The following is a 13483-nucleotide window of genomic DNA, read 5'->3' on the forward strand; positions in this document are numbered from 1 at the left end:
CATCGAGCCCATAGCTCCTGCTTCTGCTGATGGGTCAGCCCTCTGGTCTTTGATACTTGCTGCGGCATTTTGAAAGCCCCGATAGTTACCAGTGTGCATTATGTTGCATTGACCGGTTGAATCTACCACAGCTCTCTTGATGTCGGACGAGATGAATCGTACGCGCTGATAGACCGGTTGGGGGAGCAGGAGTCAATTGAACTGGTCTGTGAAGCGTTTGATATCAGTCGTTCCAGCTATTACGAGTACCGCCAACGGCGGAACCGTGTAGATGTGGAGCGCCTGGCCCTGAGGGCTCAGGTAAACCGCCTGTTTACCAAGAGCCGCAGCTCTGCCGGCAGTCGTACAATCAAAGGCTTGCTCCGCGAGGAAGGCGTTGTCGTTGGTCGCTTTAAAGTTCGACGACTGATGAGCGAGTTGGGGCTGATCTGTAAGCAGCCAGGCCCTCATGCCTACAAGCAGGCTACCGTTGAACGACCAGATATCCCGAACCATCTGGACCGGGAGTTTGCAGTAGAACGGCCTAACCAAGTCTGGTGTGGTGACATCACCTACATCTGGAGCGGCCAGCGATGGAGCTATCTGGCTGTGGTGCTGGACCTATATGCCCGGCGAGTTGTTGGCTGGGCAATGTCATCCAGTCCGGATGCGGACCTGGTTGTAAAAGCTCTGGATCACGCCTGGGAACAGCGTGGTCAGCCAGAGAAAGTCATGTTCCACTCGGATCAGGGCAGTCAGTACGCCAGTCGCAAGTTCCGTCAGAGGCTCTGGCGCTATCGAATGACACAAAGCATGAGCCGGCGTGGCAACTGCTGGGACAACGCACCGATGGAGCGACTGTTCCGAAGTCTGAAATCTGAGTGGATACCGGCCCTGGGTTATCGAAATCTGCCTGAGGCAAAAAGAGATGTTGGTGGCTATCTGATGGACTACTACAACCGGCAGCGGCCTCACGCGTTTAACGGCGGCATTTCGCCTGTTGCAGCTGAGGAAAATCTTAAAATACTGTCCGGGATTAGTTGACCACTACACAACATTGATAGACACTTTTTCATGGACACCTCTTCAGATTAGATAGATTCAAAATGACACTTGAAGTCTTTCAAATGCTGAGTAGATGGTGCTTTGCACTTATTGCAGAGTTGTTACATTTTTAAATTTTTTCTTTGTATTTCAACAACCTAAAACCAAAACCTTTTATTATATTCTTTGACACTGAATTGAACTTGAATATAAGCGGCTGTCTTCGTACATCGCGTCGTGGGCACGGAAGCGCTTTCCGTCTGACGCCAGGTCATTCACTAAATTCTTCTGTTCGCTCCCTGTGGTGGCCCCCGCTAAACCGGACACCACCTTGTTAATTTGATGCCAGCTCTGCCCGGTATTCCCCGGGCGATCTAATTGTTCCGCCCGTTCACGCCCTTTTTCCAGCGACCGGCCTGCCAAGACAATGTCGCTGTCGATCCGTTGCCCAAGAGTGTTGCAATAGCCGCCCCTGCAGCTCCGTAGCTACCAAGGATTAGTACGCTCTTGTTGCCCTGCCTCATCGTTGCTCAAACTCCTTTTAATGTACTCCAGTTCAACTCTTTAGTTACTACAGGGTCATACCGCAAGTCGTCGAATCGCGGTGGGTTCACCAGTGTCGTCAAAAACTAACAACTTAACGTTGACCCTGTAGTGACTACAGGGTTTTAAATAACGGAACTTGTGTGAGAACCGGAGCCGCGAAAATGAGCAAACCCTGCGATGGACAGTGTGGCAGCGAAGATTCTGTCGTTAACAATGAGCTTCAGAGCCCCGTCACCGCCGAAACAGACAGCCAGCTCAGCACCTACAGCGTGCCGAAAATGGATTGCCCCTCAGAAGAGCGAATGATTCGAATGGCGCTCACGGGTTTTGACAACATTCAGTCACTCTCATTCGACCTATCGAATCGAAAGCTGGAAATTATCCATCAAGGCGAAGTCGGACCTATTACCAGCAAACTGGAAACCCTGGGTCTGGGCGCTTCCTTGCAGAGGACAGAAGACGCCAGCGCTGAATCCGTCAGAGCGGCTGAATCTTCTAAGGCCAACGAAAGCGAAGAGTCCGGCACTTTATGGATACTGCTGGCAATCAACGCACTGATGTTTCTGGTCGAGATGACGATGGGCCTGATCGCCCAGTCCGCTGGCCTGATTGCAGACTCGCTAGACATGCTTGCCGATGCCGCCGTCTACGGTCTCGCGCTTTACGCCGTTGGGCACGGCATCAAAATGCAGGTCAGAGCGGCGCATGTGGCTGGCATACTCCAGCTTATCCTTGCCGCTGGGGTACTGGTTGAAGTTGGCAGGCGCTTTCTGTTTGGCAGTGATCCCCAGTCGTCAATGATGATGGCCGTCGCATCTGTGGCCCTTATTGCCAACATCAGTTGCCTGCTCCTGATCGCCAAACACCGTGACGGCGGTGCTCACATGAAAGCCAGCTGGATATTTTCGGCCAATGATGTGGTTATCAATCTGGGAGTTATCCTTGCAGCCCTTCTTGTTGCCTGGACCGGCTCCAACTACCCGGATCTGGTTATTGGCGGTATTGTGGGAGGCATTGTACTCATTGGTGCCAAGCGCATCCTTGCGCTAAAAGGATAATTCGATGTCTGAAGACCGTTCTCGCTTTTTTACGCTCACTTTTCTCGGCTTTTCGGCACTTATAGCTCTGGCCGACCAACTTATTAAATGGCTCGTCCAGCAATCCATGGCTTACGGACAATCGGTTGAGATCACCCCTTTCTTTAATTGGGTGCACGTATGGAATAAAGGCGCTGCCTTCAGTCTCTTTGCCGATGGCGGTGGCTGGCAGCGATATTTTTTTATTGCGATAGCCATTGTCGTCTCGGCTGTTCTGGTCAAATTGATTCGGGACAGCCATAAGCGAACCGAAGCACTAGCCTATTCGATGGTACTTGGCGGTGCATTTGGAAATGTCATCGACCGAGTTTTTCGAGGCTATGTTGTCGATTACCTGGATTTTCATTGGCAATCCCGGCACTGGCCGGCGTTCAACCTTGCCGACGTGTTCATCGTCCTGGGCGTGGCCATGATTTTGGTCACGAGCTTCACAGCCGAGAAAGGTGCCGGGAATAACATGGAAAATCGCCAGAATGGCTAGTTTTCGCGCGGTCGCAACACTCGCTAAGCCCTCTGAGCCAGGCTTAGCGAGTGTTGCGACTACGTTTAATTGAACAGCAACGACCAAGGAGAAAACAATGGGCCACGAGCATGCTCACATGTCACCGGATACTAAGGATAAGAGAGTTGCAGTAGCTATCTGGGCGAACGGTATCCTAACCTTGGCTCAGATCGCTGGAGGGATCTTCGCTGGCAGCTTGGCGCTGATAGCCGACGCTATACACAACTTTTCGGATATGGCGTCACTATTTATCGCATTTGCGGCGCGGAAGATTGCACGCCGCCCGGCCGACTCGAAGATGACCTTTGGCTACGGGAGAATTGAGGTTGTTGCGGCACTCATAAATTACACCACTTTGATAATGATCGGGGCATATTTGATCTACGAAGGTGGCATGCGATTCATAGATCCCCCGGAAATCAAGGGGTGGTGGGTAGTTTGGCTTGGCATTATCGCATTGGTAGTGGATGGTTTGACCGCGCTGCTTACTTACTCCATGCAAAAGGACAGCGTCAACATCCGTGCGCTGTTTCTACACAACTTGTCTGATGCGTTTGCGTCAATTGCAGTCGTTGTAGGCGGCGCCCTGATTCTCCTGTACGACATGCGTTGGGTTGATCCCGCGATCACAATTGGTATCGCAAGCTATATTCTCTACCTGGGTCTAACGGAAATCGGCGGAACCATCCGGACACTCATGCTGGGTAGTCCATTGGATATCGACACAGATTCTGTCATCGAGGCTTTATCAAACGTAGAAGGCGTTTTAGACCTTCACCACGTACATTTCTGGCAGATGGGTGAGCATGATGCCTCCCTCGACGCCCATGTGGTGGTCGAAATAAGTGCCTGGAATGAACTTGAAAAAGTCAAGGGTGGGATAAAACGAGCTTTGGAAAACGAGTTCGGCATCACTCATTCAACATTGGAGTTTGAACATCCTGATCACAGTCACAAAGATGCCCATACTTATGGCCATGGCTAGCAGGGCTGCTGAAAAGGGTACCGTGTGGCAGATATGCTGCGAATGGCCGACATTCCACTCGGTTACGAGCACGCCATGCGAGACGTAATTGAACGCCACCAGGTCTGGGCCTACCTCATCGCTGTTGTTTTCGGACTGTCTGTGGATTGGACATCGTCCCTCGGTGACAGTGTGCCGGATTACTTAATCTGGGGGTTGCTCGGAGTTCTGCTCTACGCCACATTTACTCAAACACCGTTGACCCACCTGTCTGATATGTTCCGGGACCGTCGGTTCATGGGTGCCTTGCTCACCGGAAATTTTCTGGTCATGCCGGCGATCACTGCCTTGCTGATATTGGCGCTGCCGGACAATGACGCGCTGAAGTTGGGAGTGCTTCTGGTATTGCTGATGCCCTGTACCGACTGGTTTGTCACCTTCACTCACCTAGGCAAGGGGGACAGCACCCGAGCCATTGCGGCAACACCGGTTCTGCTGATTGCTCAACTGGGTCTTCTTCCACTTTACCTCTGGCTTTTCATGGGTAATCAGTTCGACGTGAATCTTGAGCTTGGGCGGCACCTCCTGCCGGCCTTTGGCGGGCTGATTATTGTCCCGCTTATCCTGGCATTTCTGACTGAAAAATGGGCCGAAAACTCCAGAAAAGCCATCGGGTTCATTCGCTTCATGGGTCTGATGCCGGTCCCTCTGCTGACAGTCGTACTGTTCATCATCTCAATGACACAGGTCAGCCAGATCGACAGTACCGGCTCACTTATCTGGCCCTTGATGATTCTGTTTCCGGCCTATCTTCTAGCTGCGGCTCTGGTTGGAAAGGCTCTGCGCCGGGTCTTTCGATTACCGGTAGAAACCGGTCGCACCGTCATCTTCAGCCTAGGAACACGCAACTCCTTCGTGGTTTTACCTTTGGCACTGTCAATGCCAGAGGCCTGGGCTGTGGCCGTCGTGGTGATTGTCGTCCAGTCTTTGTTGGAACTGTTTGGAATGATGCTTTATCTGCGGTGGGTGCCTAGTCGGCTGCTACCGGACACCTGAATAATCTGAAACCCGTAAACTCATTTAAAATAGGAAGATCTCCCGTGCAAACCCGAACCCTGGTCATCAGTCTCCTTCTTTTTTGTCTGGTTGTCTTTGCTGGTGCTTTTGTTATTTACGATCGCTCCCAGGGCACTAATGAACCCGCCGTTGTTGAAAAAACGCCACTGGTGAGGGATTACTCTCCCGTTATTGGCCCTGAGGACGCGCCGGTAACCATTGTCGAGTTCTTCGACCCATCCTGCGAAGGTTGTCGCGCCATGCATCCCTATGTGAAACAGATTCAGGCTGCCTACCCGGACAACGTGCGTCTGGTACTGCGCTACGTATTGTTTCACAAAGGCTCGGAAGAGGCCGTCAGAATCCTGGAAACCGCCCGTGAACAGGGGGTCTATGAGCCGGTACTGGACGCTGTTTTGGAAGCACAACCGAAATGGCACGATGATCCAAAGGTCGCCGCAGCATGGGATGCGGCGGAGTCAGCCGGACTTGATGTCGAAGCCGCTCGGGCCGGTATGAACTCACCCGAGATTGACGGCATTATTCAACAGGATGCTGCGGACGTTAAGGCGGTTGGAATTTCCGGAACCCCAACATTCTACGTTAACGGAGACACCTTGAGCCGCCTGGGGCCTCAGGAACTGTACGACCTGGTGACATCCAAGGTAGGGTCACTGAAATAACAACAAAACAACCGGCAACGCTATGTCACTGCTTGACTACCTTTTACCCTACGATTTCTCGCCGCTGACCATACTCAGCTACATGCTCGTGATGGGATTCTATGGCGTCGGGCTAATTCGGATGCCGGAACAGGACCGGCCAGGCTCACTGCGGATCTTTGCGTTCACCCTGGGGGTACTGATCTGTTATGCGGTGATGCAGACCCGCTTCGATTACTACGCACAATACATGTTCTTCGTCCATCGGGGTCAGCACCTGATTCTTCATCATATCGGTCCGATCCTGATCGCCCTGTCCAACCCTTTACCGGTCATGCGGTTCTGGTTCGCAAAAATCAGCCCGGGCTGGAGGCATACATTGAGGCCTCTGGGCTGGGTCTATAACGTTCTGCAACAGCCTTTTATCGCCCTTTTCCTGTTTGTCGGGCTTATCTATTTCTGGCTGTGGCCATCAATCCATTTTGACGCCATGCTCAGCCGGGATCTGTATTGGGTCATGAACTGGAGCATGTTGCTGGATGGCCTGCTGTTCTGGTGGTTGATCTTTGATCCAAGACCGCCGGCGATCACCTCATCGCTGGGGTATGGCAGACGCATGTTGGTTCTGGCCGCCGCAGGTGTGCTTCAGATGTTTCTTGGGGCGTGGATCGTGTTTTCACGTGACATGGTCTATGACGTTTACGAAGTCTGTGGCAGGGCCTGGCCGCTGGACCCGGAAGTCGACCAGCTACTGGGAGGCATGCTGACCTATATTCCTCCGGCCATGATGAGCATTCTTGGCATTCTTCTGATGCTCCGGCGAGCCATGCATCAGGACGGAAAATATACCAACCAATCCAAACAACTTGAGGAAACAGCGTCATGAGAACTCGCTTCTGGCGACAGCGCACCAACATCATATCGGCGACCTTAACGCTGATAGCAGCCCTATTGCTGACTGGTTGCTTTGGCAATGACGAGGAAGACTGGAACGGTAAAAACATCAGTGGCTTGATGCCTGAGCTGGAATTCGACCTGATCAATAGCCAGGGCAAGTCTGTATCTGGCGATGATTACAGTGGCCGCGTGAGAATGCTGTTTTTCGGGTTCACCTCGTGCCCCGATGTTTGCCCGACCGCCCTGCAAAAACTCAATCAGGCAACCAGTGGCCTGGACCCCGCGCTTCAGGATGAAGTACTCACTTTGTTCGTGAGTGTCGATCCGAAACGTGACACGCCTGAGCGTCTCGCAAAATACGTGGATTTCTTCGGCGACAATATTGTAGGACTCACTGGAAAAGAACCCCAGCTTCGTGAACTGGCAAAACGATATAGAACAACCTTCGGTTATGACGAACCTGCCGCTGATGGAAATTATGCGGTGTCACACAGCAGCGCGATTTATGTATTTGATCGCGAAGGTAACCCCCGCCTCTTAATGCGGCCCGATCTGAGTAGAGAAGAAATTCGGCATGACCTCGTTGCTCTTATTCAGGAGGATGCCTGACTGAATAGACTGTCCCAACTCGAATTGAGACAGTCCTGGTTGGCGGGCACATACAAAGTGGTTAAGCAGAGCCGGAGAGTGTCTCGATAATTCGGCAGTCCATAATAACTCCGCCGTCACAACACGCACTCAGTCTTTCCAACTCGTGTTCCATTGCATGTAGATCTTTCAGTCGAGAGCGCACTTGAACCAGTTGTTGTTCAACTTTGGCGTCCACACCCGCACAGGACTCCTGCTGACGATCCGCCAGTGAAAGCAGTTCACGAATATCGTCAAGGCTAAATCCGAGCCCGCGGCTTCGTCGAATAAACAGCAGCCGCGAATGATCCTCTTCGGAGTAGAGACGATAGCCCGACTCCGAGCGGGTCGCTTTCGGCAACAGTCCAATTTTTTCGTAATAACGGATGGTCACGGGCTTAACGCCCGTATCATCAGCTAGCCGACCGACCGTGTTCCTTTTTTCGCTCATCGCTATTGACCTTATAGTTACTATAACCACCAGTGTATCGATGTATTGCACGTTTTAGGAGGGTTCGTCGTGGACAGCTGCTGTGAAAACAAGGCCGGTGAACTGGCACAATTGCGAGCGAGCCAAAGCCGGGTGCTTTACATTGCGCTTGCCATCAACGCAGTGATGTTTGTGGTGGAATTCAGCGCCGGCTGGATTGCAAGCTCTACCGCGTTGCTGGGCGATTCGCTGGATATGTTTGGCGACGCGTCTGTCTATGCACTGACACTGTTCGTGCTGGACCGAAGCCGTCGCGCGCGTGCCGGAGCGGCTTTGTTCAAAGGCGGCTTTATGCTGTTGTTCGGGCTTGTTGTTGTCGCCGATGCCATCCGCAAGCTGGTGATACAGGAAGTGCCCGCCGCCGAGTGGATGGGCGCTGTCGGCGCTCTTGCCCTGTTTGCAAACGGCGTTTGTTTTGTGTTGCTCTACCGTCATCGTGCGGACGATCTCAATATGCGTTCCACCTGGATGTGTTCCAGGAACGATCTGTTCGCCAATAGCAGTGTAATCATTGCGGCAGGATTGGTCGCCCTCACCAATACCCTCTGGCCGGACATCATTGTGGGCCTCGCCATTGCTGCGCTATTCCTGCACTCCGCTTGGCAGGTCATCCGTGAGGGTATGGAGGAATGGCGTGCCGGTGGGGCTGAAACCGCCGATAAATCGAGCAAAGATGAAGGCGATACCGCTGGAAACAGCTGCTGCTCTTCTTCGCAAAGCACTTGTGCCAATGAATCCAGAGAGCCATCCCGGTGACCACCAATAACCGGGTGATTCCATGGGGGCTGCTGCTGTCAGCCTGGCTACTGGCGGCGGGGTCCTCGCTTTCAGCCATCTACATCGGGGAAGTTCTCGGGCAGGCTCCGTGCGTTCTGTGCTGGTTTCAGCGCGCCTTCATGTTTCCGTTGGCGGTGATTCTCGCAGTCGCCTGCTACTACTCGGATTTTAACGTTTGGCGCTACGCTATGCCGCTGTCTGTCATTGGCTCCCTGTTCGCTCTAGCCCACTCACTGCTTTATGTGGGGCTCATTCCACAACCCATTCAGCCCTGCACGGCCACTGGCCCGTCCTGCTCGGGTGACGGAATGACGATATTTGGTGGGCTGCCGCTTCCGTTTCTATCGCTGGCCATTTTTGTTGCCATCATCATTCTGCTCTTGCTTATCCGTCGGAGAGTTCATACATGAATCGTCGTGCCATCTTTGTTGTCGTGTGTCTCGTGCTGATCGCAGCCTTTTCAGCCGCCGTCCTATTCAAGCCACAGCCCCAGCAGCCTCAAAAAACGGCCACCACCGGCGAAAAGTCTGTTGCCGCTGCCGAACCGATCGCGAACCAACAAGCATTGGTACGCTTCCATTCGCCCACATTCGGGCCTGCCGACGCACCGGTGATCATAGTTGAGTTTTTCGACCCCTCCTGCGAAGCCTGCCGGGCGTTCTACCCGATCGTGAAACAGATACTTGCTGAGTATCCAGGCCAGGTGCGGCTTGTTTTGCGGTACACAATGTTCCATCAGGGTTCCGAGGAAGTCTCCAGAATTCTGGAAGCAGCTCGCCTGCAAGATGTCTATGAACCGGTGCTGGAAGCTGTGTTGGAGGTGCAGCCGGCCTGGCACGACGACCCGAAGGTTGCCAAGGCATGGGGAGCGGCCGAGGCAGCCGGTCTGGACCTGTCCCAAGCCCGTGAGGATATGCAATCCGAACGGATAAGCGCCATCCTTGATCAGGACATGCAGGACGTCAAAACCATCGGTGTTCGGGGCACCCCGACTTTTTTCGTGAATGGCCGCCAACTCACGGAGTTTGGTCCCAAACCGCTACTTCGTCTTGTTCAGGAGTCGCTCCCAGACGCACAGAAATAGTCGACCGGTGTCGAACAAAACACGGATGGGCTTGATGCCCTCCACCGTCAACTGAACTCAGAAAATTGAGGACTCACGGAAATGCCAGATCTTGCGACATGGGGAATGCTGGCTGCTTTTTTTGGCGGCCTGGTGTCATTTTTCTCACCCTGCACTCTGCCGCTGGTTCCGGGGTATCTATCGGTCGTTACGGGCGGCACTGTCACAGACCGTTCGAGTCGACTGCAATCTCTGTGGCTCAGTATCTGTTTTGTCCTTGGGTTCAGTGTAGTGTTCATCGCTTTTGGTGCCAGCGCTAGTCTGCTCGGTCAGTGGCTGATGGCCTACCGGCAGGAAGCCAATCTGGTGGCGGGCATTCTGATTGTGCTGATGGGGCTATTTATGCTGGGCTGGTGGAGCATGCCCGCGTTACAGCGCGACTGGCGCTTTGGGCAAACCCTTGAGGGTGGACGGCCCACGGCAGCGTTCCTTCTCGGCTTGGCCTTTGCCGTCGGGTGGACACCGTGTATTGGCCCGATATTGGGCGCTATCCTGGCTCTCAGTTCCACCCATGCGAATGCTGAAACCGGCATGCTGTACCTGGCCGTTTATTCGCTGGGGTTGGCAATTCCATTTTTGGCAACGGCTTTATTTATTAAGCACTTTCGGGCGCGAGTGCGCTGGATGAGCCGCTGGAGTCAGTCACTGAGAATCCTGGCAGGGCTGGTTCTGGTTGTTATGGGGGTAATGGTGCTGACGGGACAGATGACCCGGTTTGCATCATGGATGTTATCCGCATTTCCGGTACTCGGAAGACTCGGTTGATCCCGGGCAAATCTTTGCCCACAACTTAGCTGGCCGATAAGGCAGGAGAACTGAGCAGTGAACAGTGAACTCAAGACGTTCTATCTGACAGAACCGGCAGCAGCCGCTGATGCTGACAATCAGGGCGATGTCGCTACAGCGTTCAGACATCTTGAACGGGCTCATATTCTGAGCCAGAAGTTCGCGTTAGCGCACACGACAACACATTTGCGCATGCTCCGGCTTGGCTGGCACGCGCGCGATGCTCGCGAGGTTCTCGGTCAGCTGGCTCGGGCCTTCGCTGCGTTGCTGGTTTCACGAATCCGGGTTCCTGTCGGCAATACGGGACTTGCCAACGTCAGCGCATTTGAACCGATGGCGGTGCCGGAAGACTTGGCGATTGTTCTGGGACACCAGAATCCTTCCAACACGTAATTGAAGGACACCACTTGATGATCAAACCCTGCTTCCAACACCACGCAAAGCGCTTTGCATCCATTGCAATGATGATGCTGGCAATCCTCCTTGTTGGCTGCATGGGCGATGATCCGCCGGATTGGCACGGGACAGAAATCAGCGGCGTGATGCCCAAGCTTGAATTCGATTTGATCGACAGTCAGGGAACACGGGTTTCAGGCGATGATTACAGTGGTCAGGTACGAATGCTGTTTTTCGGATTTACCTCTTGCCCTGATGTTTGCCCCACTGCTCTGCAAAAACTCAGCCAGGCCGTCAGCGGGCTGAGCACGGAAAATCAGGAGGAAGTACTTACGTTGTTCGTCAGTGTCGATCCTCAGCGCGACACACCCGAACGCCTGGCGGAGTACGTCAATTTTTTTGGTGACAAAATCATCGGGCTGACCGGCAACGCCTCTGACCTCCGCACGCTTACCCAGCGATACCGGTAGACGTTCGGGCATGAAGAACCGGACGCAGAAGGTGACTATGCCGTTACTCACAGCGGTGCAGTCTATGTGTTTGATCGTGATGGTAATCCTCGCCTGCTTATCCGGCCGGAAGATTTAAGCGCTCAATCCATTCGGCAGGACCTTGTTGGCCTGCTTGAAGAGGATTACTGAATGACTGGAGGAAAGCTCTGACTCGAATGTTCGCTTTTGTTTAAAAGGCGTCACTTTGGAATTGGCATCAATGGCAGACAACCTCAATTCCGCCCGGCCAATATATGGTGACAAACGGCGGCCACATTATGGTGTCACTACCACCTCACCCTGCAGATCCAATGCGCTCTGCCCTGGGAAGCTTGCGGCGGCGCAACAGCGCAATACCACCCAAACCAACGGCAAGCATCGCGAATGGTGCAGGTTCCGGGACGCCAACCGCAAAAGACAATCTGTCGAAGTCGCCTGGGCTCGGATAATCTCCGCCGCCAACGACAAGCGAGCTCATATTAGGAACTTGGATGTTCCATGCGAAAAACTGTCCCGGTTTATAACCATCGGTATCCGCTCGCCCGAAGGTAATCAAGTCTCCGGCTGAATCGAAAGCGAGCCAGCTCACACCATATTCATAGACCGCGATGTTATGAAGTCTCATTGATAGGGAAACCCACTGTGGGGCCTCGCTGAAAGCCATACCAAACCCCATCGCGCACTCATAACGCCCAACACAGGTATTCCACCCTAGCTCATAGGTTCCAAACACCAGATCGCCACTAAAACCAGATCGTTGCGCGGTGATCGGGCCAGAACTGCCGGTTCCGTAAAGACGCTGCAATGTCACATGAGGCGAAATGTTGGATAGATCCGTACCCTCTGAATACTCAAAAGCCTCAATAGTGATGATGCCTGCCTCAGTAGTGGCAGGCGATATGCTCAAAACTACGCTTGCCAAGATCCCTACCACGCTACTCCCTAACCATCGATACATGAGGCTCATTCCTTCCACTCCTTAATTGGCTCTGGAATACCCTCCAAGACCAACTCGCAAAGTTACTGATGGGCAGATGTTATCTCGCACGGGCTAAAAACGTGCGAACCAGCACCTCTAGTGTTGGGGAGCAATATCCAGGCCATGCAAGGGAAAACAAAGGTTTAGAGAGAGGCTGCGCTTCACGATGTAAAGAACACTGACTACGTGACCAGTAAGGCAACAGGTCAAAATTCTGCACTCCTGACCTATCTTCTTCGGTTCCTGTAAAGAGTCTCGACACAAAAATGCCGCCAGGGTTTCCCGTTGGCGGCATTGCCTCTCAGCCTTTACGACACTGACTCAGTGTTTGTGATTCGCGTTCCAGCGCCGAACCCCGATCGCCAGCAAGCCCAGCGCAATCAATGCCAGGGTTCCCGGCTCCGGAACTTCATTGGGCGGCGTGGTGGCGGACCCGTAGGCCTTATCACTGCCGCCGCAGCCATCGTCACCGTTATCAAGGGTGGCATCGCCGGAGCACAGCTGCTGGGCACGGATGCCGACAACCCCGAGATCCTCCAGTGACAACCCGAAATTGGAGCTGCTCCACGAGAATGTCTGAATGTTGTCGAAGCCTTGAGCGCCCAGTCTGAACACGAGGCTCCAGACTCCGTCGAAGTCGGGAATAGCCAGACCATTGAGATTGCACCCTGCTCCACAGCCATCAGATGCCTGATTGCGCCCGAACAGGCTGACATTGGCACCGGTTATCGCAGGCGCTGACGCGTCTGCGGCCGAAGTGCCAAAGTCCAGAAACAGACCCAGTGCCTCTGCATTCCAGGGATCAACCGTGAGGTTATAGTTGAACAACCCCGCGTCGTTGTCATCGATCTGGAAAATGTAGTTGCCCGTGTCGTTCTCATTTGTCTCCCAGGTATCGTATGTCATCATCGCAGCCTGCGCTGCCTGGCCACCCAGCAACAGGGATGTCGCCAGGATACCGCCCGATAACCATGTCTTCCTTTTCATTCCGGGACTCCTTTTTTACCCGCCGTTAAGGGTGTGTGAGATTCCGCACCCACTGGCCAGTAAGGAGCAACCTTTGCACC

At 53.5% G+C, this 13483-nt stretch carries 16 protein-coding genes and 1 pseudogene; 14 read left to right on the forward strand and 3 right to left on the reverse strand.

Annotated elements, in window-relative coordinates; all coding sequences use genetic code 11:
• Nucleotides 1–126: 126 nt before the first annotated feature.
• From DYI22_RS16065 to DYI22_RS16100, 8 genes and pseudogenes are all read left to right on the forward strand, one after another.
• Nucleotides 127–1023, forward strand: a pseudogene (locus DYI22_RS16065) (IS3 family transposase); the annotation flags it as partial.
• 707 nt (nt 1024–1730) lie between these two features.
• Nucleotides 1731–2627: a cation transporter gene (locus DYI22_RS16070; RefSeq protein ID WP_023011861.1), complete on the forward strand. Its 897-nt coding sequence runs from the start codon at nt 1731–1733 to the stop codon at nt 2625–2627.
• Between the two features lie 4 nt (nt 2628–2631).
• Complete coding sequence (lspA, locus tag DYI22_RS16075; RefSeq protein WP_023011862.1) at nt 2632–3147, forward strand: signal peptidase II; 516 nt, start codon at nt 2632–2634, stop codon at nt 3145–3147.
• Between the two features lie 97 nt (nt 3148–3244).
• The gene (locus DYI22_RS16080) at nt 3245–4153 is read left to right on the forward strand and encodes a cation diffusion facilitator family transporter (RefSeq protein WP_023011863.1); all 909 of its coding nucleotides are present in this window, start codon (nt 3245–3247) and stop codon (nt 4151–4153) included.
• Between the two features lie 33 nt (nt 4154–4186).
• Entirely contained in the window at nt 4187–5188 is a 1002-nt protein-coding gene (locus DYI22_RS16085; RefSeq protein ID WP_206769037.1) for an arsenic resistance protein, read from the forward strand.
• Nucleotides 5189–5232: 44 nt separating this feature from the next.
• Nucleotides 5233–5871 carry a DsbA family protein gene (locus DYI22_RS16090; protein ID WP_213479084.1) on the forward strand — a complete coding sequence of 213 codons (639 nt, stop codon included), beginning with the start codon at nt 5233–5235 and terminating at the stop codon, nt 5869–5871.
• A gap of 22 nt (nt 5872–5893) precedes the next feature.
• Nucleotides 5894–6736 (forward strand): cytochrome c oxidase assembly protein, encoded by an 843-nt coding sequence (locus DYI22_RS16095; protein WP_023010648.1) that lies wholly within the window; start codon nt 5894–5896, stop codon nt 6734–6736.
• Entirely contained in the window at nt 6733–7356 is a 624-nt protein-coding gene (locus DYI22_RS16100; RefSeq protein WP_058341922.1) for an SCO family protein, read from the forward strand. The genes DYI22_RS16095 and DYI22_RS16100 overlap by 4 nt, the downstream gene beginning before the upstream one ends.
• A gap of 61 nt (nt 7357–7417) precedes the next feature.
• Here DYI22_RS16100 and DYI22_RS16105 read toward each other — a convergent pair whose 3' ends face one another.
• Nucleotides 7418–7825, reverse strand: a complete 408-nt coding sequence (locus DYI22_RS16105; RefSeq protein WP_008173636.1) for a MerR family transcriptional regulator — start codon at nt 7823–7825, stop codon at nt 7418–7420.
• Nucleotides 7826–7894: 69 nt separating this feature from the next.
• Here DYI22_RS16105 and DYI22_RS16110 point away from each other — a divergent pair, with 69 nt between their 5' ends.
• The 6 genes from DYI22_RS16110 to DYI22_RS16135 all read left to right on the forward strand — a co-directional run bounded on the left by DYI22_RS16110 (nt 7895) and on the right by DYI22_RS16135 (nt 11416).
• Complete coding sequence (locus DYI22_RS16110) at nt 7895–8620, forward strand: cation diffusion facilitator family transporter (protein WP_008173639.1); 726 nt, start codon at nt 7895–7897, stop codon at nt 8618–8620.
• Nucleotides 8617–9051 carry a disulfide bond formation protein B gene (locus DYI22_RS16115; RefSeq protein ID WP_008173641.1) on the forward strand — a complete coding sequence of 145 codons (435 nt, stop codon included), beginning with the start codon at nt 8617–8619 and terminating at the stop codon, nt 9049–9051. Before DYI22_RS16110 ends, DYI22_RS16115 begins: the two co-directional genes overlap by 4 nt.
• Complete coding sequence (locus tag DYI22_RS16120) at nt 9048–9725, forward strand: DsbA family protein (RefSeq protein ID WP_008173644.1); 678 nt, start codon at nt 9048–9050, stop codon at nt 9723–9725. The genes DYI22_RS16115 and DYI22_RS16120 overlap by 4 nt, the downstream gene beginning before the upstream one ends.
• Nucleotides 9726–9806: 81 nt before the next feature.
• Nucleotides 9807–10529 (forward strand): cytochrome c biogenesis CcdA family protein, encoded by a 723-nt coding sequence (locus tag DYI22_RS16125; RefSeq protein ID WP_008173647.1) that lies wholly within the window; start codon nt 9807–9809, stop codon nt 10527–10529.
• A gap of 57 nt (nt 10530–10586) precedes the next feature.
• Nucleotides 10587–10943 (forward strand): DUF3703 domain-containing protein, encoded by a 357-nt coding sequence (locus DYI22_RS16130; protein WP_053113384.1) that lies wholly within the window; start codon nt 10587–10589, stop codon nt 10941–10943.
• Nucleotides 10944–10960: 17 nt separating this feature from the next.
• Nucleotides 10961–11416 (forward strand): SCO family protein, encoded by a 456-nt coding sequence (locus DYI22_RS16135; RefSeq protein WP_227507855.1) that lies wholly within the window; start codon nt 10961–10963, stop codon nt 11414–11416.
• A gap of 316 nt (nt 11417–11732) precedes the next feature.
• Here DYI22_RS16135 and DYI22_RS16140 read toward each other — a convergent pair whose 3' ends face one another.
• Nucleotides 11733–12404: a PEP-CTERM sorting domain-containing protein gene (locus DYI22_RS16140; RefSeq protein ID WP_213479085.1), complete on the reverse strand. Its 672-nt coding sequence runs from the start codon at nt 12402–12404 to the stop codon at nt 11733–11735.
• Nucleotides 12405–12737: 333 nt separating this feature from the next.
• A complete protein-coding gene (locus DYI22_RS16145; protein ID WP_213479086.1) occupies nt 12738–13403 on the reverse strand; it encodes a PEP-CTERM sorting domain-containing protein in 666 nt (221 codons plus the stop codon).
• Nucleotides 13404–13483 lie beyond the last annotated feature (80 nt).

Source organism: Marinobacter lipolyticus, from assembly GCF_018424605.1.
Classification (GTDB): domain Bacteria; phylum Pseudomonadota; class Gammaproteobacteria; order Pseudomonadales; family Oleiphilaceae; genus Marinobacter; species Marinobacter lipolyticus_B.